Origin of the sequence: Cohnella soli, from assembly GCF_042655525.1 — a bacterium.
Classification (GTDB): domain Bacteria; phylum Bacillota; class Bacilli; order Paenibacillales; family Paenibacillaceae; genus Cohnella; species Cohnella soli.
The window spans coordinates 861725-886593 of sequence record NZ_JBHSMI010000067.1 but is presented as its reverse complement, the minus strand read 5'-3'; the positions used below and the strand labels follow the sequence as shown (position 1 = coordinate 886593).

16 protein-coding genes are annotated in these 24869 nt (G+C 50.9%); 14 read left to right on the top strand and 2 right to left on the bottom strand.

Going from position 1 to position 24869, the window contains the following annotated elements; translation table 11 throughout:
* Position 1 precedes the first annotated feature (1 nt).
* Together tatA and tatC are read left to right on the top strand one after the other, a co-directional pair.
* Positions 2–226 (top strand): twin-arginine translocase TatA/TatE family subunit, encoded by a 225-nt coding sequence (gene tatA / locus ACFPOF_RS33105; RefSeq protein WP_378140397.1) that lies wholly within the window; start codon positions 2–4, stop codon positions 224–226.
* A gap of 94 nt (positions 227–320) precedes the next feature.
* Positions 321–1058, top strand: coding sequence for a twin-arginine translocase subunit TatC (gene tatC, locus ACFPOF_RS33100; RefSeq protein WP_378140395.1), 738 nt, complete (start codon positions 321–323; stop codon positions 1056–1058).
* Between the two features lie 360 nt (positions 1059–1418).
* Here the strand turns inward: tatC and ACFPOF_RS33095 are convergent, their stop codons facing one another.
* The gene (locus ACFPOF_RS33095; protein ID WP_378140394.1) at positions 1419–4502 is read right to left on the bottom strand and encodes a glycoside hydrolase family 5 protein; all 3084 of its coding nucleotides are present in this window, start codon (positions 4500–4502) and stop codon (positions 1419–1421) included.
* A gap of 88 nt (positions 4503–4590) precedes the next feature.
* Complete coding sequence (locus ACFPOF_RS33090) at positions 4591–9807, bottom strand: DUF4838 domain-containing protein (protein ID WP_378140392.1); 5217 nt, start codon at positions 9805–9807, stop codon at positions 4591–4593.
* Between the two features lie 289 nt (positions 9808–10096).
* Between ACFPOF_RS33090 and ACFPOF_RS33085 the strand changes: the two genes are divergently transcribed.
* From ACFPOF_RS33085 to ACFPOF_RS33030, 12 genes are all read left to right on the top strand, one after another.
* Complete coding sequence (locus ACFPOF_RS33085; RefSeq protein ID WP_378140390.1) at positions 10097–12046, top strand: DUF4838 domain-containing protein; 1950 nt, start codon at positions 10097–10099, stop codon at positions 12044–12046.
* A gap of 136 nt (positions 12047–12182) precedes the next feature.
* Entirely contained in the window at positions 12183–13886 is a 1704-nt protein-coding gene (locus ACFPOF_RS33080) for an extracellular solute-binding protein (RefSeq protein ID WP_378140388.1), read from the top strand.
* Between the two features lie 132 nt (positions 13887–14018).
* Positions 14019–14876: an ABC transporter permease gene (locus ACFPOF_RS33075; protein ID WP_378140476.1), complete on the top strand. Its 858-nt coding sequence runs from the start codon at positions 14019–14021 to the stop codon at positions 14874–14876.
* 12 nt (positions 14877–14888) lie between these two features.
* Positions 14889–15773, top strand: coding sequence for a carbohydrate ABC transporter permease (locus ACFPOF_RS33070; protein WP_378140386.1), 885 nt, complete (start codon positions 14889–14891; stop codon positions 15771–15773).
* 54 nt (positions 15774–15827) lie between these two features.
* Positions 15828–16973 carry an aminotransferase class V-fold PLP-dependent enzyme gene (locus ACFPOF_RS33065; protein ID WP_378140384.1) on the top strand — a complete coding sequence of 382 codons (1146 nt, stop codon included), beginning with the start codon at positions 15828–15830 and terminating at the stop codon, positions 16971–16973.
* Positions 16974–17004: 31 nt separating this feature from the next.
* Complete coding sequence (locus tag ACFPOF_RS33060) at positions 17005–18024, top strand: zinc-dependent alcohol dehydrogenase (protein ID WP_378140382.1); 1020 nt, start codon at positions 17005–17007, stop codon at positions 18022–18024.
* Positions 18025–18179: 155 nt separating this feature from the next.
* Positions 18180–18836, top strand: a complete 657-nt coding sequence (locus ACFPOF_RS33055; RefSeq protein ID WP_378140380.1) for a GntR family transcriptional regulator — start codon at positions 18180–18182, stop codon at positions 18834–18836.
* Between the two features lie 11 nt (positions 18837–18847).
* On the top strand, positions 18848–20014 hold the full coding sequence (locus ACFPOF_RS33050) for a M20 family metallopeptidase (RefSeq protein WP_378140378.1): 1167 nt from the start codon (positions 18848–18850) through the stop codon (positions 20012–20014).
* Between the two features lie 7 nt (positions 20015–20021).
* Positions 20022–20411, top strand: coding sequence for a RidA family protein (locus ACFPOF_RS33045; protein WP_378140376.1), 390 nt, complete (start codon positions 20022–20024; stop codon positions 20409–20411).
* Entirely contained in the window at positions 20387–21151 is a 765-nt protein-coding gene (locus ACFPOF_RS33040) for an MBL fold metallo-hydrolase (RefSeq protein ID WP_378140374.1), read from the top strand. The genes ACFPOF_RS33045 and ACFPOF_RS33040 overlap by 25 nt, the downstream gene beginning before the upstream one ends.
* A 16-nt stretch (positions 21152–21167) precedes the next feature.
* Positions 21168–22184 (top strand): Gfo/Idh/MocA family protein, encoded by a 1017-nt coding sequence (locus tag ACFPOF_RS33035; RefSeq protein ID WP_378140372.1) that lies wholly within the window; start codon positions 21168–21170, stop codon positions 22182–22184.
* 19 nt (positions 22185–22203) lie between these two features.
* The gene (locus ACFPOF_RS33030; protein ID WP_378140370.1) at positions 22204–24864 is read left to right on the top strand and encodes a hypothetical protein; all 2661 of its coding nucleotides are present in this window, start codon (positions 22204–22206) and stop codon (positions 24862–24864) included.
* Positions 24865–24869 lie beyond the last annotated feature (5 nt).

Genomic DNA, 24869 nt, shown 5'->3' with positions numbered 1-24869 from the left:
GATGGCTGGTATTGGTGCATCCGGTATGATATTGCTCGTGTTGATCGCGCTGCTGTTATTTGGGCCGAACAAGCTCCCTGAGCTTGGCAAAGCGTTCGGCCGCACGTTGCGCGAATTCAAGAAAGGCGCCAACGATTTGATGGACGATCCGAAGCCGGCAAGCCGGGTCGACGTTTCTCCGGAACAACCGGATCTGCAGAAAGCGGAACGGCATCTGCCGGAATAAACGAAAAAACACCTAATGGGGCCGGCCTCTTGATGCGAAGTATATATTCGCGAAAGAGGCGGCCCCATTGTCGCGAGGAGGCAAAAGACGATAGATGGCTGAAAACCAAAGCGCGCAACGCAAGGATGAATGGATGCCGCTTACGGAGCATCTTGGTGAATTGCGCAAACGAATTATTTATTGCTTGATCGTATTTGTGCTCGGCCTGGTCGGAGGTTTATTCGGCTCTCAACGACTATTCGATTATTTAATTGAAGCGGCACCGGTGAAAAACTTGGATCTGCACGCGTTCTCTCCATGGGATGCCATCGGGCTGTATATGAAATTTGCTTTCCTGATCTCTTTCATCGCCGCAATTCCATTCGCGATGTTCCAGTTGTGGTTGTTCGTGAAGCCGGCGCTTGGGGAGAAAGAGCAGAAAGCGACACTTGTATTCGTCCCTTGGGCGTTTGCCATGTTCCTCGTCGGTTTGATGTTTTCCTATTTCGTCGTTTTCCCGATGGCATTCTTGTTCACTGAGAAAGTCACATTTAATTTGGGTCTTGAGCAGACATACGGCGTAATGCAATATTTCTCGTTCTTGTTTAATATATTGCTGCCGATCTCGTTACTGTTCGAGTTCCCGCTCGTCATATTGTTCCTGAGCCGCATAGGTATTCTGAGTCCGGAGTTGCTTGTCAGAATGCGGAAAATAGCCTGGTTTATTCTGATTATTATCGGCGTGACGGTTACTCCGCCAGACGTTGTATCCGACCTGCTTGTTGCTGTACCGCTCGTGCTGTTGTACGAAATCAGCGTATTCTTGTCCAAGCCGGGCAAATCAGCGAAGTGATTTAGTGATTCAGGTGTTTACCCAGAAGTCGTATCCATCCACAGCCAGCGACCTCAACAGGAGAATATCGACGGAGGCTTAACTTGCCAAGTCGGAGTTCATGCTCTACGGGGAAGCACGCATGGCGAAATCTTTGCGTAGAAGCGCATCGACAAAAGTACCTGTCAGGCTATACCCGCAAAAAAATGTTGACGGCTCGCTACTAGGGCCGGCGATGGTCCCAATATATTCATTCGGGACCCATATCTTTCTACAGGATCAGCTTACGCATTCATCATATCGGAGAGTCGAATGTCAAGAATGGGGGGCCATGAAAAAAGGCGATGACGTAGTCGGGATCCGTCATCGCCTTTTTCTAAATTAGTATCCGTTTGGGAGGGCATACAGTCTGCCTTCGCCGGGCAGCAACTGCTGCGAGAGCATTCCAGTAGTCGCATTGTAGTTCGTGCTTACTTCCAGCCCCGTTGACTTTGATACTTCGGTTACGGTCACGGGATTCTGATTTAAGATAAAAGTAAATGTCTTGGTTGTATCCAGTGATTTGTTGACTACCATTATATATTTTCGGTTGCTCGCGTTCTTGAAGTAGGAGACGATCAAGTTGTTTGAGCCATTGCCCGGCTGCCAGAAAAATGTCGACGGCACGCTCTGGCAGCCTGCTTCCACGATGCCTGAATGATAGACGGCTTGCGATGTTAAGCCCATCAGCGTCGGTCCCCAAGTTTTTACTTCCGCGTTCAAGTTTTTTACCGGGATGAATAAATCCGTCGGGACGCCGTTCGGGCCGATGATGCTGGTATCGAACTTAATCTGTCCTTGATTCGTCGGCGACCACCACGTAAACCAGAACAGCGCTTTGTTTCCATAGGCGAGACTGCTATACACGTTAAACCTTAGCTCATTGGCATCCGGGCGCTTGTAGCTACCGTAGATGCCGAACGATTGCACGAAGGAGGCTGTGTTCACCCCTTTTTTTAGTCCCATGGAGCGGATCAACTCTCTGTTGCGGTAGTAGCCGGTGCTCAACCCTGTACTATAAATAAAAGGATAGTGGTCGAAGGTCAAGTAGCCCAAATCTGCTGCTCCCGCCCCGTCGACCAGTGCTTGCAAATAGTCCTGATATCGCGAACTGAATACCGCACGGAAATAAAGGTCGTTGCCTTGCGCAGCTCCGTTAACATAAGCGTTTCCGTCGCTGTACACGTTGGCGCTCGAATGGCCTACCCAGCCGATTGAATTGTTCCCGCCGCCGTTATGGGTCAGCTCAAAGTAATAGGTTGTATTCGGCTTCAGATCGGCCCATACGTAGAATCTTGGGCGGTCGCTGTTGAAAGAACGGTTTAATGTGGATTTCCCCAATATGTGCTGTTTCGACGTGCTGTCATAAACCGTTAATGTCAGATACTCATCCGTTGACCATTGTGCGGATGAGGAATCGATTTGCAATTCAATATACTGCAAAACACGATCCAGTGTGGCAGGTGTTTTGAACGTTTGACCCAATTTGTTGGTTAATGTGACGAAGGAGCCGGTGCCGCTTGTTGTCTGGTTGACTGATTTGTCTGTAGATAGGCGGTCCTTGTATACATTGAACCAAAAATCGTAGGATTTGACTTTGCCGCCTTCGTATCCGCTTCCCCCCGCATAGACATCGGTAGTGGAGCGGGTTACCCAACCGATCGAATTGTTGCCGCCCCCGTTATGGTACAACTCCCAGTAATAAGTGGTGTTGGGCACAACGCTTGTGTTGACCAAAAACCGCGGAAACTGTCCTTCGCGGGGTTCCGTCAATGTATAGGATGATATTCTTGTTGTTTTGGCTGGCGAATCCCATAGGACGAGCGTAAGAGCTTCACCGGTGTTCCAACTTGTCGGATCCAGATACAGTTCGATGGAGTCGATATATGAGCAATCGGCAGGGACGGTGAACGATTGCCCGACGGAATTCGCGCTCGTCACGAAGCTGCCGGAGCCCGCTTGTGCTTGCGTTAGCGCGACAAGGGAGTCGGCTTGAGCAAGCTTGCCGCTTTCGTCAAACGACGGTATCAATAAAGGAGACCGAGTAGAATATAGGCTGAAATAAAAGTCGTTGTTTTTGATCGCCCCATTTTCGTATGCGTCTCCATATAATGCATTTTGCGGCGATGCCGTTACCCATCCAACAGAATTGTCACCGCCCCCGTTGTGCGTTAGCTCCCAATAATAGGACGTAAGCGGCGTTACTGCAGCTTTAATGGGGAACCTGGGGTAATAGCCGTTGTTGGTTGCCGTTAAAGAAGCCGAAGCGATCTGTGTTGTTCTGGCCGGCGAACTCCATAACGTTAGCGTCAGCGTTTCGCCGTTTCCCCATTGACTGCTATCGATGTTTAATTCGATCATATCGACGAAGGTAAATTCCGCGGGCGTAAAGAAGGTTTGCCCTAACCGGTTTGCGCTCGAAACGAAATATCCCGATCCCGTCTCGAATTGGCTCATGATCGGATAGGGAGCTTTCTGCGACGCTTTGTATAAACGAAAATAAAAATCGCCGGTTACGGGGGAGCCATTCACATAACCCGAACCGTTCGAATACACATCCGTCGAGGAGGAACTGACCCAGCCGATCGTATTGTCGCCGCCGCCATTGTGCGTTAATTCCCAGTAGTATGCCGTGTTTGCCGAAACAGCAGCCCGGACCGGAAATTTCGGGTACGTGTCGGTGCTTTCGGTTAGCGTGCTGGATGCGATCAAAGCTGTCTTGGAAGGGGAGTTCCATAATTTCAACGTGAGCGCCTCGCCGCTTCCCCATTGATACACATCCAAATTGATTTCGATCGTATCAATATACGTCACGTCCGAAGGCGTCATGAACGTTTGTCCGAGCGGATTGGTGCTTGTAACGAAATAGCCGTTGCCTGTCGTATTCTGGGCCAGCGCAAGCGTAGGGGAGACTTCCTTCTCGACAGAAGTCGGATTGATCGGAAGCATATTGATGAAATTGACGGCGTCCGGTTTTTTGAGCAAAAATCGGCTGTTGGCGTTGACGACGTATGGAATTTGATTGGCATGGGGTTCATCCATGATGTAGTAGCCGCCCAGAGCAGGATGATTTTTATACGTGTCGGCCATGGCATCGATTTGCGCATCGGTCGCCGTATTCAGAAAAATATCGTTGAACCGACTATCGGAAACGATGACTTTCATGTCTCTGTCTTTAGCCAAATCCAGCATCGTTTGGTTAATGGCTTCGGAAAGTAAACCCGTAGAAGCGGTATTGATAATCCAATTGATATTCGCTTCCTGCAAATAATCGTATTGTGTCGCGTTCGTAAGAGCTTCGACCGGCGGCCAATACACACCGATTTTGAAATCGTTATTGACGTATGCAAACGATTGTTGGGGTAAGAGCGAAATTAGGAGCAATAGGGACGCAATGGCTCTCGTTATAAATCCTCTTTTGAGCATAATCGACACATCCTCTTCCGAATATTTTTGCAATTCTGAATATTAAATGTAAAAAAGACCGGTGGGAGGGGGATCCCACCGATTCCATTCAGTTTACTTTAATAATTTCCGCGTCATCGAAGTAGATCGTGTCGCCTGAATTGAAATCCGATAACAGGATGAGCAATTGCGTATCTGTCATCGATTGACCGTTATAGTCGGAGGTAATTTCGAATTCAAAGCTGTGAGTCGTCCAGTTTCCTCTGGATGCCGAACCTTGGCTCGGATTGGAAACGAGAGCGGTCAGCGGCGTGGAACCGTTCTTGGGCGTGACGACCCATTGCACCTTGCCGTTCGAAGTGGCGGACGTGTTGTAATGGAACACCGCGATGTAACGTCCCGGCGCAAGCGCAGGCAAATCCTGAACGATGCCGCCTGCATAGCGGTACTGCGCCACTATGGCGGATTGTCCCGAACGTTTTATCGTTTCGGAACGGGATATTCCTTCGGCGGAATACCACCAATGCTCGGGAAGACCGGTTGAAGCATTCCATTGTTCAAAGGACGGATCGATGCTGACGGCAGTATATCCGTCCGATCGCGGAATGGCTACGGTATTGGAAGAGACCGACTCCTGGGACTGGTAAACAATTTCGTATGTTGTTTGTTGTACCCATGGCTGCTTCGAAATACCGGGAACCTCAAGCTTCGCCGTTAAGGAATTCGCATCCCATGACACGAGAGAGTGGTCGACATCGGACGGTTGACCGTCGTTAACCAGCCGCACCGTGAAATCGGCATCCGTCGGAGCCTGAGCGGGCGCCCCGCTAAAGACGATGTTAAGGAAGCCTTCTTCCGCATGAACCGAAGAGACCGACGGCTGATCAACCGGAGCATCATCTACGCGGATCAACTCCGCGTCATCCAGGTAAATGATGTCGCCCGCATTGAAATCTGACAGCAGAACGAGCAATTGCGTGTCTGTCATCGTTTGGCCGTTGTAGTCGGAGGCCAAATTAAACTCGAAAGTATGCGTTTTCCAGTCGCCGTTGGAATCCGAGCCCCGGCTTGGTGACGAGACGAGCGCAGTAAGCGGCGTTGCCCCATTCTTGGGCGTAATGACCCACTGCAATTTGCCGTTCGAAGCGGCGGAGGTCTTGTAATGTAGTACTGCGATATAATTTCCCGGCTCCAATGCGGACAGATCCTGAACGATGCCACCCGCGTAGCGGTACTGTGCCATTACGGCGGATTGTCCCGAGCGCTTTATCGTTTCGGAACGGGATATCCCTTCGGCGGAATACCACCAATGCTGGGGAAGTCCGGTTGAAGCATTCCATTGTTCGAAGGACGGATCGTTGCTGACGGTCGTGTAACCAGGTAACCGATCAATCGCGATATCGTTGGTGGATATCGTATCGATATCCCGATAGGACACACTGTACGTCACCCTCTGTACCCAAGGTTTGCTATCAAGAGCGGGAATGGACAACTTTGCCGTGAGCGAGGAGGCGTTCCATGATACCAAAGCTGCTTCAACTTCAGTCGTAGCGATACCGTCTTTTTGCAGCACCGAGAAATCGGCGGCGGTTGGCGCTTGATCCGGCGCTTCGTTAAACACAATGTCGATTGTGCCTTCCTCCGCTTGCGCCGAGGACAACAGCGGGAGTCCGAAAGCTTCGCTAGCCTGATACAGTTCGTAATCGTCAAGGTACATCGTGCCGCCCTCGAAGAAACCGTTCACGATTGCCGCCATTTGCACCTTTTTGACGGGGATGCCGTTTACGCGGGCCGGGATTTTATCCATGATTTGAATGTTCTCCCATCTACCCAGAGACAAGTAGAAGGGCTGCCGCTCACTTTTGATCGTGGTCAGCTTCTGCCCGTTTTCGTCCAGCAGATTCAACTCGATCCAAATATCGCCGACCGTTCTCGTATCTTCGGTTACGAAATATTTGAGCCGCGAGATGACCAATCCGGTCTTGGCGTCGACAATTTGGTTAATATCGCCGTAATAGAAGTTATGAACATGAATGCTTGCAGTGCCCGAATTGACTTCTTCCGATTGCGGGGCGAACTCTTTCCGCTCGAATTTGCCGAAATTCACGATGTCCGCTCCCCAATCTTTGGCCGTCACTTTGGGGTCGTCTGGATTGCCGGCGTCTTCGAAGGAAGGATTCAAATTGATCGGACCTTCATCAACGGCTCTTAGCAGCAGTTTAGCATAATTCCTAGACATATCAGGCTGACTGGGAGCAGCTAGTTCACTCAGTCGTTGTCTGACCGGCCCTCCATCTTCTTCGTAGGCTTTAATATAATCCGCAAGCCTCCAGAAAGCGTTAGCGTTCAGGCCGGACCATAGCAATGTGCTTTCACTCCGCGGATCCCATTGATGTCTCAGCAAGTTATCGGTTTTGTACTGCTCGACAAGCTCGATGCGTTTTTTGGCATAGGCCATTTTCGGCTCGAAATCAAGCGAATATTCCAGCAGTTTCAATGCAGCATTCGTATCAGATAGCGCTCCAACAGCTTTCGGATAACTTAATGCCGAAGCTTCATAATATTCGAACGCCTTGAGCAGAAGATTGGCCCGTGCTTTCTGGTCGTTCGTCTGCGCCTTTGCTACGGCCGATTCCAGCCAACTTCTGCTCTGGGCGATTTCCTCGTCCGTTACCGCCGATAAATAGGCTGCAGAGTTGTACATAAAATAAACGATATTTTTCCGGCCTTGAAACCAATCCGTTTCTTTGATTCTGTTTTCCCAGAAATCTTCCCAATGGTCGTAATAGGCTTTTAAGTATGGAGCGGCTTCAGGACCGACGGCCCGTTTATACCAATCGTCAAGCAAGACGTCGACGTCCTGTTCTGGATCCCAGAGCAGCTTCGTCATCAGCCATATTTTTGGTGCTTCGCCCCAGTTCGGAAACAGTTCTCCGTAGCTGGCGATGACATTATTGTCGATCGCGTACCGGTAGTTGTCAGCCATTAAGTGATTGTAAATACGTGGAAGCACATACGGTGTTCCGTAATTGTAATCGTAAAATCCGATATATGACGCTTTTTGTAGCCATTTATCTACGACCGTCTGATCGTGCGCACGCACCTCGGGATCGCTCCAGGCGAGTCTGTCCTTCGTCAGGTAAGGCACGACGCGTTCGTTGAGCGCGAAGGAAGGAGGATCGTAAACTTCCTGATATGCGAGAAGCCCAAACCACTTGTCAGGGTATTGCTCCAGTACTCGCTCGACGACTTTATTAACCCAGCCGTAATAAATATCGGACATATCCGGCAGCCCAAGAGAATTTAATTTATCCGTATAGTTCGGATGATGCGGCAGCGCTTCGCAAAAGCCTCCATTGTCGCTGACAGCAAGCGAAATCGACGATGCGTTTGGATTGTCGCGGAAATAATTCTTAATCCAGTCGACAGCGAAATCCACAGTAGCTTCATTGCTGAAGCAAGGCTGCCAGCCGTAATAATAGGACGGGATGAGTGGATTGCCTTCTTCGTCATGCGGATAGAAGTCTGGATGATCCTCATAGTTTATGGTAGGCAGAAACATCCACCACAAATAATGCTCAAATCCAGGGTTTTGAACGCGCAGCCGGTTGCGAACGCCCCACTCGTACTGCGCAGGGTCGTTGCCGCCTTCGTTCACGTATTGAAGCGGCCACATCGCGCGGGAATGGAAAGCAGGCTGTTGCTTCACGTTCGTAATCGGAATAGCCAAGGTGGCCGATTGCGGAACGTCATCGCCGTACTCGCCAGGCAAAAGCCAGCGGACGCCGACGTAACGCTCCAGAAATTCGTAAACGCCAAATTCCGTGCCGGTTTCCTTTGCTCCAAGTATCGTAATATCTTTCTGACGGGGAAGAATGACGAAGCCGTCGTCCAACATCCCGTCAAGCATGCTAGCGGCATTGTTTTCTTGACCAGGCGCGGCTTTACCGATATAAATCGGGATCATTCCTTCTTTGCCGGTACTTTGGTCGTACTGCGTTTCCGTCTGGACGGACAACTGCGCGCCTGTCGACTTTTGGACATACTCAACTAAAGTGTTTGCCGCAGCACTTATTTTTGCTGATGCGTCATCGGCAATTACGATTACGGCATTCGTTTGTCCGTTCGCAATGACAGATACCGTTCCAGGGACAGCAGGATTGCCGGATCCTCCGGAACCAATCGGTTGACCGGCGGCAGGCGCTCCAGGTCCGCTTATTTTGCCAGGTTGCTTTTCGAAAACAGAACCTTTCGCCTTCTCCCCTAAAACTGCGCTTTCAATCGTACCTTGGCCAAGCGCTTTAATCAAAGCTTCGGCGAAAAGGGAGGAGATGGAGGCAGTGGCGCTCAGGTCCAAGATCGCTGGCGTAAGGGCAGTCAATTTTGCGATACTCGTTTTTCCCGCAAGAACGATACGTACAGTTCCGTTCTTTTTATTTATCGTCACTGTGGGCATGATGCAATCGTCGAGATGGACGCTGTTCTCGCCGCCACCCCTAATGTCCGTATGTCCGCGAACTTCGACGTTCTTCAAATAAACGTCCCCTTCGCCGATTTTTTCCGACAACATTAAGTTGCCTATGATCACCATATTTTGAAGCGTGACGCCCTCGGCGTCGACCGTGAAGTCTCCTTCGATCGTTTGAATGCCAGTCGAAGGGCCATAAGTTCCTCCGTTCGCGGCAAAGTGATCGTTTCTGTATTTTAAAGCCCTATCCAGGGCGACGATGATTTCCGCGCGTGTGATCGTATTTTTCGGCCGGAAGCTGTCGTCTTTAAAACCGACCATGATTTTCTTATGAGCTACTGCGAAGATTTGCGCTTTACTCCATAAAGAAAAGGTGCCGACATCGCTAAATTGCTCCGCAGGCTGTTCGCTGCCATCCAGATTCAGCAGCCGGGCAATCATGACTGCAACCTCCTCGCGTGTAACATCGCGCTGTGGGTTCATCTTCCCGTTCGAGTCGCCTGTCACGTATTGCGCTTTTACCGCTTTGGCCACTTCGGAGTAAATCCAACTGCCGTTCTCAACGTCGCTGTAAGAAATCGGCGCTTCTCCCTCGAATCCGAAAGCACGGTTTACGAGCGCCATCATTTCGCCTCGTGAGAGCTTGTTGTTCGGCCTGAACGTTCGATCCTGATACCCTTTAATAAAGTCTTTATTATACCAGTCAAGTATTTGATCTTCAGCCCAGTGGCCGGACACGTCGGAAAGTTGGGAAACGGACGCTGCGTTGTATTTCACGCGTTCTTCCGCTAAGGCCAGCTTGCCGCCAGTCCAAGCTCCGAAAGTTGATGAAATCAGGCACAGCGAAAATGAGACCATAAAGAGTTTGCGCCAAAATCGGTGAACGTGCATACACTCACTCCATTCTTGAAATAGTCAGCATGAATACAAAAAAAGGAAAACGCTTACAAAACAAATAGGGTTGAGGTCCTAAAAAAGCCAGCAATAGGCATCGCCTCCTCATGTGCGCATAATATATTTTATATTATATATAATACAAAACGATTTTAACTGCATAAATTTCGATTTGTCAATACGAATAGGTCAGGTGTTGACAGTAAAATAAAATTATATATAATCCATAATATAAAAAATAAGGAGAGGTTACATGAGCAAAAATGCTGATCTGCTTCATAGGGGCTGCGTTCACGTCATTGCACACGACAACGAGACGATTCTCTTTGCCGCGCATGAATTGGTCCAATATTTGAAAGCGATAACAGCTAGTGGATGGATCGTTCAAAAAGAAGAGTTCTGCAACGAAAGAAATGAAGGGATATGGATCGGTCTGTCGGCTGATCTTCCCAATGCTCCGCGATTCGTTTCTGGACAAACGGACGATGACGCAGTCTGGATCGACGTTTCATGCGGAAAAGGATCGATTAGCGGAACAAATCCGCGAAGCGTGCTGATGTCGGTATACCGTTTTTTAACCGAAATCGGCTGTAGATGGGTAAGGCCGGGCGTAGACGGTGAGATTGTACCGAAAAGAGACGTTGAGCATTGCACGGTTAAAGTACAAGAAGCCGCCGCCTATAAGTACAGAGGCGTCTGTATAGAAGGAGCGGTAAGCGTAAAGCATGTGACCGACATGATTGACTGGATGGCGAAAGTCGGCTTCAACAGTTATTTTATACAGTTCAGGGAAGCTTACTTTTTCTTCGAAAGATGGTACAAGCATTTGAACAATCCGCTGAAAAGTCCTTCCGGGGATTTTAACGTGGAAACAGCAAGAAGATTCGCTGCGGCTGCGAAGCGCGAGATTCGAAAAAGAGGAATGATCTATCAAGCCGTCGGACACGGATGGACTTGCACTCCCTTTGGCATCCAAGGGTTAAGTTGGGAAAAGTGGGAGCATGAAGTTAGCTCCGAAATTACCCGGTATTTCGCTCAAGTGGACGGCAAACGCCAACTGTGGCAAGACATTCCCATAAATACGGAGCTCTGTTATTCGAATGTCGAAGCACGCGGTAAAATGATCGAGGAAATTGTACTGTATGCTTCCGAGAATCCTGAGGTGGATCTGCTGCATGTGTGGCTTTCGGACGGCTTCAACAATCAATGCGAATGCGAGACGTGCGTCCTCTCGGCGCCGTCCGATTTGTATGTTCTGTTAATGAACGAGCTCGACCAAGCTTTGACGGCTCGAGGATTGGAAACCCGTATTGCCTTTCTTATTTATCATGAGCTGCTGTGGCCGCCCAAGCGCGAGAAGATCATGAGACCAGACCGCTTCGTACTGCAATTCTCCCCGATTACGCGAACGTACCGACAATCATTCGAGACGATGGGCAGCGTTCCCGCAATACCGCCGTTCGTCAGAAATCGGGTGGAGCTGCCGTTAACCGCAGAAGGGAACGTTAGTTTTCTTCAAGCCTGGAAAAAGGATTTTCCCGGCGACAGCTTCGATTTCGACTACCATTATATGTGGGCGCATCAACGGGATCCCGGCTATGTCCATATCGCGCGAATCGTGTATGAGGATATTCGCGGGCTGAATCGGCTCGGTCTGGACGGATTTGTTAGCTGCCAGGTTCAACGGTCGTTTTTTCCATCCGGACTTGGCATGAACGTAATGGCTCGGACTTTATGGAATAAAGAGTTGGAGTTCGGGGAGATTGCCGAAGATTATTTTGCTGCGGCATATGGAGAAGATGGACGGCTTGTTTTGAATTATTCAGCAGAGCTGTCAAAGCTATATTTCGACCTCCATTTGGAAAATGCGGCCGCCGTCCGGAAAGAATCTGCACTCTCGTCCGTTTTCGACGAAATATATTCGCTTATTCGCGAGTTCGAGCCTGTAATCGGAAAAAATGCTCGTCAGGCTAATCGATGTCATGATTCTTCATGGCGTTACCTTAAGCTGCATGCGGAAATTTGGACGGAAATGACCCGAATTTTGGAGCAGCTATATAAAGGAGAAGATGAGCAATCGCGGCGCATGTGGGAAGACACTAGAGCAATGTTATGGGCAATAGAGGACGAATGCCACCCGGTATTGGACGTGTACAATTTCGTCGGTGTGTGGGATGAATTTTTTTCATTGAAAGCGTTGTAATTAGATGTTGACAAGATGATTCCACACTGATAAATTAAATATCATATATTATATATAATACAAAACAAGGGGGAGTATTACCAAACGAAAGATGGGAATTCAAAAATCGAATGTACAAAACAGGGAGGGCAACTCAATGAAACGTTCTATGAAACGCTCGATGGCAGTGACATTCACGTTCCTATTATTAGTTACCGTAGTTCTGGCGGCTTGCAGCAAAAAAGAAGAGACAAGCAATGCATCTCAGCCACCAACGCAGTCGGCAACGCAGACTCAAAGCGCTGACCCTTCGCAATCCGCGTCGGACGACGGAACAAAGGACGGCAAGTACGATCCGATAGCCACGATTACGACCGTAACGGACAAAAAACCTACCGTTAAATATAAAGACGGCGACAGTCTTGAAAACAATCCTTGGACAAGGGCTTATGAAAAGGAATTCGGAATTAAACTGAAATACTTATGGGAGGTCGATCAGGCTCAGTATAAACAGAAGATGAACCTGACGATCGCATCCGGCGATCTGCCCGATTTCTTCAAAGTCGACCAAGAGCAGTTCAAGCAGCTGCGCGATGCCGATCTGATAGAGGATTTGACCGAAGTATACAATAAATACGCTACCGACCGCGTGAAATCTGTTATGGACGATGCGGGAGATGTTGTTATGAAGTCCGCAACGTTCGACGGGAAACTGATGGCTGTCCCTTACACTTTTCCTACAAGGGAAGCGGCCGAAATGATCTGGATCCGCTCCGACTGGCTGAAGAAGCTGAACTTGCCCGCCCCGAAAACGATGCAGGACGTATTGGCGATTGCCGAAGCGTTCACGACGCAGGATCCGGACGGCAATAACAAAAACGATACGTTCGGATTAGCGCTGGATAAAGATTATGCCGCTATCAATGGCTTTCTGAACGGCTTCCATGCCTATAAAGGTATCTGGTTGGAAGACGCCAACGGCCAACTCGTATACAGCTCGATTCAACCACAAATGAAACAGGCATTAGGCGTATTGCAGGAAATGTTCAAAAAAGGCCAAATCGATCCGGAGTTCGGCTCCAAAGCGTTCGACAAGGTTGGGGAAGATATCGCGAGCGGCAAGATCGGAATGCTCTACAACCCGTTCTGGGCGCCTATGTACCCGCTTCAAACGAGCGCGGACAAAGACCCGAAAGCCGAATGGCAATTTTATCCGATCGTGTCCGTTGACTCCGAGCCAGCTAAATTTCAGGCGGAGCTTGGTGTAAATCCGTCATTCGGTTATTGGGTTGTCAAGAAAGGTGCCAAGCATCCTGAAGCCATGCTTAAGATGCTGGATTATTACCTCACGCTTAACGAAAGCATCGATCCGAAGGTCATATCGGAGATGAGTGTTGGAGAAGACGGCTCGGAAATATGGCAAATGAATGCGATTATCGCAAGCAAGTCGTTCGGAAATTCCGATCAATGGCTAAGAGTTTCGGGAGCATTAAAGTCGGGAGATACCTCGAACATTAGCGCCGGTGACAAATCGATTGTTGAGAAAGTGCAATCCGCGCTAAACGGCGATCGTACATTGTGGGGTTGGAACAAAGTGTATGGCGTGGAAGGATCGCTCGGACAGGCGAACGAATATCGCAAAAACAACCTGTACCAAACAAATGCGTTCTACGGCGCGGCCGTATCGGCATCGGTGGATAAGGGTCCGACGTTGTCCAAACTGGAAATCGAGACGATCACGAAAATCATTATGGGCAAAACGCCGATCGACGGATTCGAAACCTTCGTCGGCAATTGGAACAAATTCGGCGGCGAAGAGGTTACGAAGCAAGTAAACGAATGGAAGGCAAACAATAATTAATCGGTTTGGTCGTGGGAACTGCGGGAAGCGGTACCAATGCGTTTGCCCTTCCCTGTTTTTCCCTCGCCGATCATCATTGCTGAAGGTGGGGTTAGATTGAAAAGCAGAACATCCAGTTTCCCCTTGCATCTTATGCTGTGGCCAGGGTTGATCATTGTCCTTATTTACAGTTACGGCCCGATGTTCGGCATCGTCATCGCGTTTCAGAAGTACATTCCCGCCAAAGGTTTTTTTGACTCGCAATGGATCGGGCTGGATAACTTTAAATTTTTTTGGAGCTTACCGGACACGCTGCAAGTGTTCAAGAATACGCTGTTTATCGCATCGTTTAAAATTATTACTGGGCTCATCGCGCCTATCACAATTGCGTTATTGCTTAATGAAATCGTGCATAAATCCATCAAACGCGGCATTCAGACATTGATTTATTTGCCGCATTTTCTGTCGTGGGTCATCCTTGGCGGCATCCTAATCGATATATTGTCGCCATCAAGCGGAATCGTCAACTATTTCCTGGGTATGTTCGGAATCAAACCGATTTACTTTCTGGGTGACAATCAGTGGTTCCCTTACGTTCTTGTTCTGTCTCATTTATGGAAAGAATTTGGTTTCAGTACGATCATTTATTTGGCAGCTTTGACGAGCATCAACCCTACCTTGTATGAAGCGGCCGTTATCGACGGCGCGAGCCGGATCAAGCAGACGTGGCACGTCACTCTACCTGGCATGAGACCGATTATCGTGTTAATGGCAACGCTCAGCTTAGGCAGTATTTTAAATGCCGGATTCGATCAGGTATTTAATTTATATAGTCCGCAAGTGTATGAAAGTGGAGACATTATCGATACGTTCGTTTACCGGATGGGGCTTATCGATGCGCAATACGGACCAGCTACCGCGGTAGGTTTGTTAAGTTCGGTCGTGGCGTGCATTTTAATATCCATGACTTACTACCTTGCATATCGATTCGCCAAATATCGTATTTTTTAGGAGGGTTAGGTTTTGCCTCACAGAGCCTCTTTAAGCCGAAAAATATTCAATGTGTGCAACTACACCTTTCTAATAGGCATTTCTCTACTCTGCTTGCTGCCGCTTATTCATGTGTTCGCCGTGTCGCTTAGCAGCAATACGGAAGCTTCGGCTGGCGTCGTCAAGCTGTGGCCGGTCGGTATCACGCTCAAGTCCTATGAATTTGTGCTCGCCAAAAAAGAATTTATTGATTCTTTCTGGATCACGATAGAGCGCGTTGCGATCGGAACGGTAATCAATATGTTCCTGACGATTCTGATGGCATATCCGTTATCCAAGGAAGTAACGAGCTTCAAATGGCGTACGATTTATGTGTGGGTGCTGTTCGTTTCGATTTTGTTCAGCGGCGGCCTTATTCCCTGGTATATGACTATTCGGGCAACGGGCTTGCTGGATACGGTATGGGCTTTGATTATTCCAAGCGCAGTCCCGGTGTTTAATATCATTTTGTTGTTGAACTTTTTTCGCAATTTGCCCAAGGAGTTGGAAGAAGCTTCATTCATCGACGGGGCTGGCCATTTTACGACATTGTTCCGTATATTCGTTCCTTTGTCCATGCCCGCGTTGGCCACGTTAATTTTGTTTACCGTCGTAGGGCATTGGAATTCATGGTTCGACGGACTGATCTTGATGAACTCGCCGGATCATTATCCGATGCAAAGCTATTTGCAAACGGTCGTCATCCAGAAAAATTTTACATCCATCTCGGAACAGGAGATTAAAATGCTGGCCGAAATCAATGACCGGACATTGAAAGCCGCGCAAATTTTTTTGGGATCGCTTCCTATATTGGTAGTGTATCCGTTCCTGCAAAAGTACTTCATTCAGGGCATCGTCATCGGAAGCGTTAAAGAATAATGATACTAGAGAAGATAATGGTTAAAGGATAGGGAGAAGGAGACGAGACGACCAATGAAAGCACTTATCGATAAAAATCGCTTTATCGGATTGGAAGACTGTACGTGGTTATATAGCGGCGCGGAAGTACCGCCACACAAGGGCTGTTTGGAAGCCGTGACAGAATACTTTAACGCACGGGCAAAGGGGCCCCACGGGCGCGAAAGAAATGCCGAAATCGAGCAGGCGTGCAAGTTGAATTTGGCGAGCTTGTTAAACGGCGTGCCTTCCGATATCGCGTTGCTGTCCAATTCATCGGAAGTCATTTCCATGATCGCGCATTCTTTGGACTTTGATGAAGGCGATAATGTTGTAATCAATGATTTGGAATTTCCCTCTGGTGTTCTTCCGATGGTGCTGCAGAAGCAAATAGGTCTGGAAGTCCGCGTCGTGCGCCATACGAAGTGGAGAATTACGGTGGATGACATTATGTCGCAGGTGGATGAGCGAACAAGAATGGTATTGACCAGTCATGTAAGCTACTTGACCGGTGCTCGTCTGGATTACCGCGCTTTGTATGAGCGGCTCAAACACACTCCGACACTGCTTTTTCTGGATGCAACACAGTCGCTCGGCGCAATACCGGTTGACATGAACAACGCCGACTTCGTTGTATGCAGTTCTTACAAGTGGCTGCTGTCAACGCACGGCATGGGCGTGCTAGCTGTCAATCCCTCGAGGGTCGCGGACTTTAAACCGCGTTCGGTTGGCTGGAGAAGCGTTTCCGATATGTTTGGACCGAACCGCTTTGAATCTTTCACTTTTCATGAAGATGCCCGCAGGTTCGAACTCGGCTATCCGAGCTACCCGACGGTTTACGCGGCGAACTTCTCTACGGGATTGCTGCTTGAGCATGGAATTGACCGGATTGAAAAACATATTTTAGAGCTTGGCGGCAAGGTGATTGAACGGCTTCAAGCATGCGGCTACGAGGTGATGACGCCAACGGAGCCGGACCAGAGGGCGGGCAACATCAGCGTCGTTTTCGAAGATGGTGAAGCGATTGCCAATCATTTATGCGAACATAACGTATACGTGTGGGGCGGGGACGGCCGGTTTCGGGTGTCCGTTCATTTGTTTAACGATGAGGAAGATATCGATAAGCTGTTTGATGCTTTGGAGATATATTGGAATAGGAATCAAAGCATCGTTGTAGATTGAGGAGATTATTCGTGGAATAGGGGGTATTGAGATGAAGGCGTTAGTATGGAATGCGGCGGAACAAATGGATTGGGAAGACCGGGAGTTTCCGGTTCCCTTGGCGGGCGAAGTGCTTGTACGTATTGAGGCGGTTGGCATTTGCGGATCGGAAATCGAAGGGTATCTGGGACATAACAGCCTGCGCAAGCCTCCGCTAATCATGGGTCACGAGTTTTGCGGCATAGTAGAGTCGGCGGGTTGTTCGGATAATAACGCGTTAATCGGTAAAAAAGTCGTCGTCAATCCGTTGCTCTTCTGCGGTCAGTGCGACCGATGCCGCAAAGGCTTAACGCAATTGTGCGAGATTCGGCAAATTATCGGCATTCACCGGCCGGGCGCATTTGCGGAATATGCGGTCGTTCCGGCTTCGGCGGTCATCGAAGTGCCCGAGTCGATAAGCGCATTCCGAGCCGCGCTCGCGGAGCCGCTTGCTTGCTCGCTGCGGGCGACGCGCAGGGCGATGGAGCGGCATCCCTTTGCGAGCGTAGCTGTTTTCGGAGCCGGGGGCATCGGATTGCTTTGCGCAAAGGTCGCTGCGCTGCTTGGTGCGTCCAAAATCATGATTATTGATACAAACGAGGAAAGATTAAACATGTGCCGGAGCGTCGGCATTGACGAGACGGCGAATGCGCGCGAGAACAACTTGGCGGATCGGGCGAAGCAAGCGTTCGGCTCGAAGGGAATCGATGTCGTGATCGATGCAGCCGGCTTCCAGCCGACTAGAGAGATGGCTGTAAAGCTGCTCAATCCCGGCGGAACGTTCATGAATATCGGCCTCGGCATTGATGATACGACACTGCCGATCAACTATGCGATCCGCAACGAAATTGAAATATTGGGATCGTTTTGCTATACAAGACAGGATTTTCAGGATGCGGTCGAATTGCTGACGGCAGGAAAAGTCACAGAGTCGGGATGGACGGAAGTTCGCCCGCTTACCGAAGGTTTTCAGGCGTTCAAGCAATTGGCCGCGGGTAAGGTAACGAGCGGGAAAATTATGCTGAAGCCTTAACCGGGATGCTTTCGTTAATTGGCCATCGTGTGAACATCCTATACTCTCTTTTCTATATAAGGTATTATACAGATATGGAATTAATTACGCGATGGAAAGCTGGTATAGCCATGAAAGAACCAATAACTAGACAGACCTTTATGGAAAAGCAGAGCATGAGCGTCGATTTGGTGGAATATATCAAGCAGCAAATTCTTGACGGAATGCTGAATCCCGGCGATCGGATCGTGGAGACGAAGGTCGCGAAGGAACTCGGCATTAGCCAGACGCCGGTTCGCGAGGCGATCCGGCAGCTGTCCGGCGAAGGCATTATTACGATCGTACCGAACAAGGGCCCAATGGTGCGGACATTCGACATGAAAGACATTTTCGAAGTATATTCCCTTCGATCCATGCTGGAGGGGCTGGCCATTCGTCTGGCCGTCCAGCATGCTGCCGACGAGGAGATCGAGGAACTTGTGCGGTTTTTTGACGAAATGAAACGAAAGATGGTCGACGAAGACGTAGAGTCGTTGCTTCAGGAATCCATACATTTGCACCAGAGCATTATTCGGCTGTCGAATCATTCCCGTTTAAGCGCAAGCTACGATTCTATTACGTTCCATATTTCGCTCGCCGGACGCATCCTCGGCCGGGTATCGACGAAGCAGAAGGAAGTCGACCAGCATGCGGAGTTAATCGATGCGCTCGTACGCCGAGATCCGGATCATGCCGAGAAGATCATGCGCATGCATATTCTTCGTTCGTTCAACGAGTTCAGGGAATTACCTGAAGCAAAGGACTGGATTTACGACGACATCAACTGGCTATAGGAGTGAGAGGAATGGAAGCTAGGGGGGCGGCGCACCCTGCCGTGCGGATACTGGACGACCTGGTGCGCATTCAAAGCGTCAATCCGCATTACGGCGCTGATGCCCGTGGCGAACGGGACGTTGCCGATTACATCGAAGCGCGGCTGCTTCGCGCGGGACTGCAGGTTACCCGGCAGCCTGTCGCGGACGGCCGCGACAACATTATCGCGGAATTGCGTGTCGGAAAACCGGAGTCGGCGTTGCTGTTCGAGGCTCATATGGACACGGTGTCGATCGGCAGCATGCGAGACGCGCTGGTGCCGACTTACCGTGAAGGGCGGCTGTATGGCCGAGGCGCTTGCGACACGAAGGGTGCTTTGGCGGGCATGATCCACATGATGGAGCGCTGCGCGCAGCATCCGGAGCGGCTGAACGCCGATCTTGTGTTTTGCGCTTCCGTAGACGAGGAGCATGCATTTATCGGACTGACGGCGTTCATGTCGCTGAATATGCCGATATCGGGCGCCGTCGTCGGCGAGCCGACGGAGCTTGGCATCGTCGTGGAACATAAGGGCTGCACGCGGTTCGCGGTGCGGACGCACGGCAAGTCGGCGCATAGCTCCGTTCCGCATAAGGGCGACAACGCCATCTATGCGATGATGGACGTCGTACGCCATGTGCGGGAGACGGTGGAGCCGGGGCTGGACGGAATCGACAGCCCGCTGTGCGGAAAGCCCACGATCGTGGTGAGTACGATTGGCGGCGGCAGCCAAATCAACATCGTGCCGGAGACGTGCGATATTCGCGTCGATCGGCGGATCGTGCCGGGAGAATCAGCGGAAGCGGTTCTGGCCGACTTTGAGCGACGAATGAAGACGGATTTGCCGCACCTGGAGCTAACCGTGAATCCGTTGCTGCTTGATCCGGCTTTGAATACGCCGCATGATGCTGAGGTTGTTCAAGCGGCGCAGTCAGTGGCGAGTCGACTCGGAATGAACAAGTCACTGCGTGGCGTAACATACGGCAGCAACGCCAGCAAGCTTCAAGACTGGAAAGGAATTCCCGCGATCGTATTCGGACCGGGGTCCATCGAACAGGCGCACTCCGCCGAAGAATATGTTCCAGTATCGGAAGTGGTGCAGGCAGCAGAATTTTATTATCAATTAGCGTGCAGCTATACGGCCGGCCAGAAGGAGTGAAAGTACGATGAAAAAAGAAATCATTTATACGGATAAAGCACCAAAGCCGAGTGGCGCTTATTCTCAGGCGGTTAAGCTGGGTGACATGGTGTACGTGGCGGGAACTTGTCCGTTTGATCTCGAAACAGGGGATGTGTTATTCCCCGGCGATATGGAGCGTCAGACGAGAATCGTACTGGAGTATATCCAGGAAATACTCCTGGCTGCTGGCACTTCATTGGACCATGTCGTGAAGATGACGTCATTTATCGATGAACTGAATGACTTCCAAACATATAACATTGCTTACGGTGCCTTTTTTCAAGATGAACCGCCTGCAAGAAGCACGTTTGAAATCGTCAAGTTTCCTCCCGGCATGAGAGTCGAAATTGAATGCATCGCCTACATCCCGTCATGATCCAACTGGACGAAGGCATATACATGGTCGGCAGCGGCAAACATGGGGCGCAGATCAGCGATCCTATGGACTGCAACGTCTACGTCGTAGATGGCGGGAACGGGGAATACGCATTAATCGACGCCGGGGGCGGCGTAAATCCGGAGCGGATCGTGGGGAACATCGAACGGGCAGGGATCGATCCGGGACAGCTCAAGTTATTGCTGCTGACGCACGGGCATGGCGATCACGCGGCCGGGGCGGCTTTTTTTCATCGGCGGTACAATCTTTGTGTAATCGCTTCCAAGCAAGTGGCGCAGTGGCTTGCGGCCGGGGATCTCGAGAAATTCAGTGTACCGGCGGCGATTCGGGCGGGAGTATACCCTCCAGACTATGAATATCCGGCTTGTCCGGTTGCCAGGGGTGTCAATAAAAACGATGAAATCGTTGTCGGCGACATCGTGCTGAAGGTAGTGGAGACGCCGGGACATGCGAGGGGACACATTTCTTTCTTGATCGAGCGGGATGGGCGGAAGCTGCTGTTTGGCGGAGATTCGGTGTTCGCAGGCGGGAAAGTCGTTATCCAGAATACGTGGGATTCCATCATTCCCGAGTATGCGGATACGATGGCCAAGCTGCATGCGCTCCGCATTGATAGCTTGTTTCCCGGCCATGGGACGTTTGTTCTGAACGACGCCTGGACTTACATTGAAAAAGCGCACGGCTGTTTTGAACGGCTTGATGTGCCGCCGAATTTATAGAGGGGGAGAGGAAAAGATGGACAAAGTGAAAGTGGGTATTCTCGGTCTCGGCAGATGGGGGATGTGCCATTTGGAGACGTTCAGCGCTCTCGGGCAAGCGGAAGTCGTCGCGATTTGCGACAGCTCGCCCGAGCGGCTTGCGCGTGCCGGCCGGGAATATGGCGTTAAAGAACTGTATGCCAACGCGGACGATCTGCTGCAGCATGAAGACATCGATTTAATCAGTGTCGTTACATTCGAAAGTCAGCACTTGGCGCCGACTTTGAAAGCGCTGCAATCGGGCAAGCATGTGCTCGTCGAGAAGCCGGTGACGACCAAGCCGGCGGAAGCGCGGGACATGCAGGCGGCCGCCGCAGCCAGCGGAAAGCTGCTGCTGCCCGGCCATTTGCTCCGGTTCGACCCCCGCTACGCGGCGATTAAAGAAGCGACCGCAGCAGGCGGCCGGGTCGGCGAGCCGGTCAGCATGTTCATGAAGCGTGCACGGGAGCAATTTTTGTTTGAAACGTTTAAACGCGTGCACACGGTTTTCGAGCTGATGATCCACGACATCGACTTGGCGATCTGGTATGCAGGTTGTCGGGTGACGAAAGTTAAAGCTTACGGAAAATCTTTCTCCGGCAACAGTACGCCGGAAGTGCTTTGGGCGAACCTTGAATTCGAGAACGGGGCGATCGCGGTACTGCAGAGCAGTTGGATGACGCCGGACGCTGTCGGCGTCGAAATCGCCGATGCAATCGAGGTGATCGGGCGCAATGGGATTGCTCATTTCGAGACGAGCAATTCCGGTTTGCAAATGTGGGACGGCAGCGGCAGGCTGACGCCAGATACGAACATTCACGCGAAGCTGCACGGGCAAACGGTAGGCAGCCTGCGCGAGCAGCTGACTTATATTTGCCGTTGTCTGGTCAAGGGCGAAGCGCCGTCAGTCATTTCGTTCGACGACGCCGTGCACGGGATAGAGGTTGCCGACGCAATTGTCGCTTCGTGCGGGAGCGGGCTCGAAATCGCGCTTGGAGAAGCTGCATTAAGATAATACTGATGGAGTGTGCGAGATGATACTCGAACTGCAGGAAAATCGGGATAATCCGGCGCTGGCGCTGCCGCATTTTCCGGTGCGTTACCAGGCCGTTATTTGGCGGAATTGGGGTTTGGTGCCGGTTGGCAAAATCGCTGAAGTGCTCGGTGCCACGGTTGCGCAAATTCGGGAGGCGGCAGCTGCGCTCGGGCTTGCGGAACCGGCGGTCAACATCGAAGCGAAGTGGCAGGAAAGAGGTTATATAACGATTATCCGCGACAACTGGCATCTGCTACCGGTTGCACAGCTGCTGCAGTTGCTTGGTTGGACGGAGGAACGGCTGTCTTTTACGTTGAAGGAAGACGACTTTCTGTGGATCAAATTGGGCAGCCTCAAACCGTGGACGGAGTCGGTTCGTTACCGGGAGTTGACCGCGGCGGAACGCAAGCGGACAGAGCAACTGAAAGAAGTGGTTGCCGCGGGCATCGGCAAGAATGGCGAAGCCTCGAATACCCGGCCGGAAAGGCTGGAGCAGCCTTTTGATTTTCTTGCGCAGTATAAGCAAACTGTAACGCGGCATATACCGGGCAGGGAAGCGGCTGCGGACGAAATCAGGCTGGACGTGCCGTGGACGATTGAGGTCCCAATCGGTATGCCGCTGATTGCGGCTTCAGCCGAGCGATTCGTGAACAATCACGCCCAAGCTTGGGGTGTACGATGGGCCATTCGGGAAGAACAAGCATCGCGGTTCGCAGCGGAAGATGGACCTGTTGTGCGCTTTGCTGTCGCACCGGACGCTTCTCGGTTGGCGGAAAGTCATACGATCGCGGTTGAGGCGGATGAAATCACGATCGGCGCAGTCGATGAAGCCGGCTCGATGCGGGGGCTGCAGTGGCTTGCCGGGCAAATGAAACGAACCGGCGTTCCATACGTCATAGCCGGAACGTACCGGCGCAACTCGAAAATCGACACGCGCATTATTTACTCGTACAGCGCCGTATACGGAGATCCGTTTCTCGAGCCCGAGCTGGACCCGTATCCGGACGAGCTGCTGGAACGCTTGTCCGAGCTGGGCGTCAACGGCGTATGGTTGCAAAGCGTTTTGTACAGCCTTGTGCCATGGGTGCCCGCGCTCGAATTGTCCGTGGATTGGGAGAAGCGCATCGTCGGGCTGCGACTGCTAGTCATGCGGGCGGCGAAATACGGCATCGGCGTTTATTTATACTGCAATGAGCCTCGGTCGATGCCCGTTTCCTTTTTCGACAGCAGGCCGGAGTGGCAAGGACATACCGAGGACGGACAGGCGATGCTGTGCACCTCCCATCCGGAAGTCCAGGAATTGCTCAGTGGCGCCGTATCGTTTCTGTTCCGCGAAGTTCCTGATTTGGCAGGTTTGTTTACGATCTCTATGTCGGAAAATTGGACGCACTGTTACTCGCGAGCGGCGGGAGGCCAGACCAACTGTCCGAGATGCAGCAAGCGGTCGCCCGGCGAAGTGACGTCGGAAGTTAATCGCCTCATCGCTCAAGGTGCGTTCAGGGAAAAACCGGATGCGCGCATTCTGGTCTGGACATGGGGCTGGGCGGCGGACTGGGGCTGGACGGACGAAGAGTTTAACACGGCAATCGCCGGATTGCCGAATAACGTAACGGTTATGTGCGTCAGCGAAGAAGCGATTCCGACTAATATTGCCGGCATTCCGGGCAAAGTGATCGATTATTCGATATCCGTCATCGGACCGGGTGAGAAGTCGCTGCAAACTTGGCAAAGAGCGAGAGCGCGGGGATTGAGGACCGCGGCCAAAGTTCAATTCAACAATACGTGGGAATGCTCCGCCATCCCGTTCCTGCCCGTTTTTCAGCAGATCGAGACCCATTTGAACCGGCTGGCGGCTTCCGGAGTTAGCACTTTGATGCTGAGCTGGACATTGGGCGGCTATCCGTCGCTTAATTTGGAACTGGCGGCCGAGTATTATTGGGAAACCGAAGCGACGAGATCCGGTATTGTAACAAAATCTGGTGTTTCTGAGCTGCTGCAGGGCAAATTCGGAGACGCGGCGGGGCGGGCGATCATACAAGCGACAGCCGCTTTCAGCCAGGCATTCCGGGAGTTTCCGTTCGAACTGAGTGTCCTATATGTCGCTCCACAAAATTACGGCCCGGCAAATCTGCTGCATTTGCAGCCGACCGGACAAACAGCGACGATGATCGGTTATCCGTATGACGATCTTGCAGGCTGGCGTTCGATATATCCGGAATCTTCGTTTGCCGCACAGTTCAAGAAGCTGTCGGTCGGTTGGAAGAAGGGGCTTGGTTTGCTGGAAAAAGCCCGCAAGCATGTACCTCGATCGTCCGAAAGCGACTTCGACGACATGGCAACTGCGGCGACTGGCGCTTATCTGCATTTTTATAGCACATACTTACAGATTGAATTTGTTCGTGCGCGCAATCGTTATCTGACATCGAAATCCGCAGATGTCCGCCTTAAAGCGTGCCGCAAGCTGATCGCGTTAGCCGTCATGGAAGCTGACAACGTCCGGCAGCTTCTTGCACTGGTCAATCGAGATTCGCGAATCGGCTTCGAAGCGAGCAATCATTATTACTATACCGTGCAGGATTTGATGGAAAAGATGTTGAACTGCGCGCATATTACCGGACAACTAAGGCAAGCCGAAGCAGATATAATTGCCGGACGATAATACAG

Coding starts and splice junctions, on each gene's coding strand:
- tatA (WP_378140397.1), top strand. CDS start 2: ATGGCTGGTATTGGTGCATCCGGTATGATATTGCTCGTGTTGATCGCG.
- tatC (WP_378140395.1), top strand. CDS start 321: ATGGCTGAAAACCAAAGCGCGCAACGCAAGGATGAATGGATGCCGCTT.
- ACFPOF_RS33095 (WP_378140394.1), bottom strand. CDS start 4,502: ATGCTCAAAAGAGGATTTATAACGAGAGCCATTGCGTCCCTATTGCTC.
- ACFPOF_RS33090 (WP_378140392.1), bottom strand. CDS start 9,807: ATGGTCTCATTTTCGCTGTGCCTGATTTCATCAACTTTCGGAGCTTGG.
- ACFPOF_RS33085 (WP_378140390.1), top strand. CDS start 10,097: ATGAGCAAAAATGCTGATCTGCTTCATAGGGGCTGCGTTCACGTCATT.
- ACFPOF_RS33080 (WP_378140388.1), top strand. CDS start 12,183: ATGAAACGTTCTATGAAACGCTCGATGGCAGTGACATTCACGTTCCTA.
- ACFPOF_RS33075 (WP_378140476.1), top strand. CDS start 14,019: ATGCTGTGGCCAGGGTTGATCATTGTCCTTATTTACAGTTACGGCCCG.
- ACFPOF_RS33065 (WP_378140384.1), top strand. CDS start 15,828: ATGAAAGCACTTATCGATAAAAATCGCTTTATCGGATTGGAAGACTGT.
- ACFPOF_RS33060 (WP_378140382.1), top strand. CDS start 17,005: ATGAAGGCGTTAGTATGGAATGCGGCGGAACAAATGGATTGGGAAGAC.
- ACFPOF_RS33055 (WP_378140380.1), top strand. CDS start 18,180: ATGAGCGTCGATTTGGTGGAATATATCAAGCAGCAAATTCTTGACGGA.
- ACFPOF_RS33050 (WP_378140378.1), top strand. CDS start 18,848: ATGGAAGCTAGGGGGGCGGCGCACCCTGCCGTGCGGATACTGGACGAC.
- ACFPOF_RS33045 (WP_378140376.1), top strand. CDS start 20,022: ATGAAAAAAGAAATCATTTATACGGATAAAGCACCAAAGCCGAGTGGC.
- ACFPOF_RS33040 (WP_378140374.1), top strand. CDS start 20,387: ATGCATCGCCTACATCCCGTCATGATCCAACTGGACGAAGGCATATAC.
- ACFPOF_RS33035 (WP_378140372.1), top strand. CDS start 21,168: ATGGACAAAGTGAAAGTGGGTATTCTCGGTCTCGGCAGATGGGGGATG.
- ACFPOF_RS33030 (WP_378140370.1), top strand. CDS start 22,204: ATGATACTCGAACTGCAGGAAAATCGGGATAATCCGGCGCTGGCGCTG.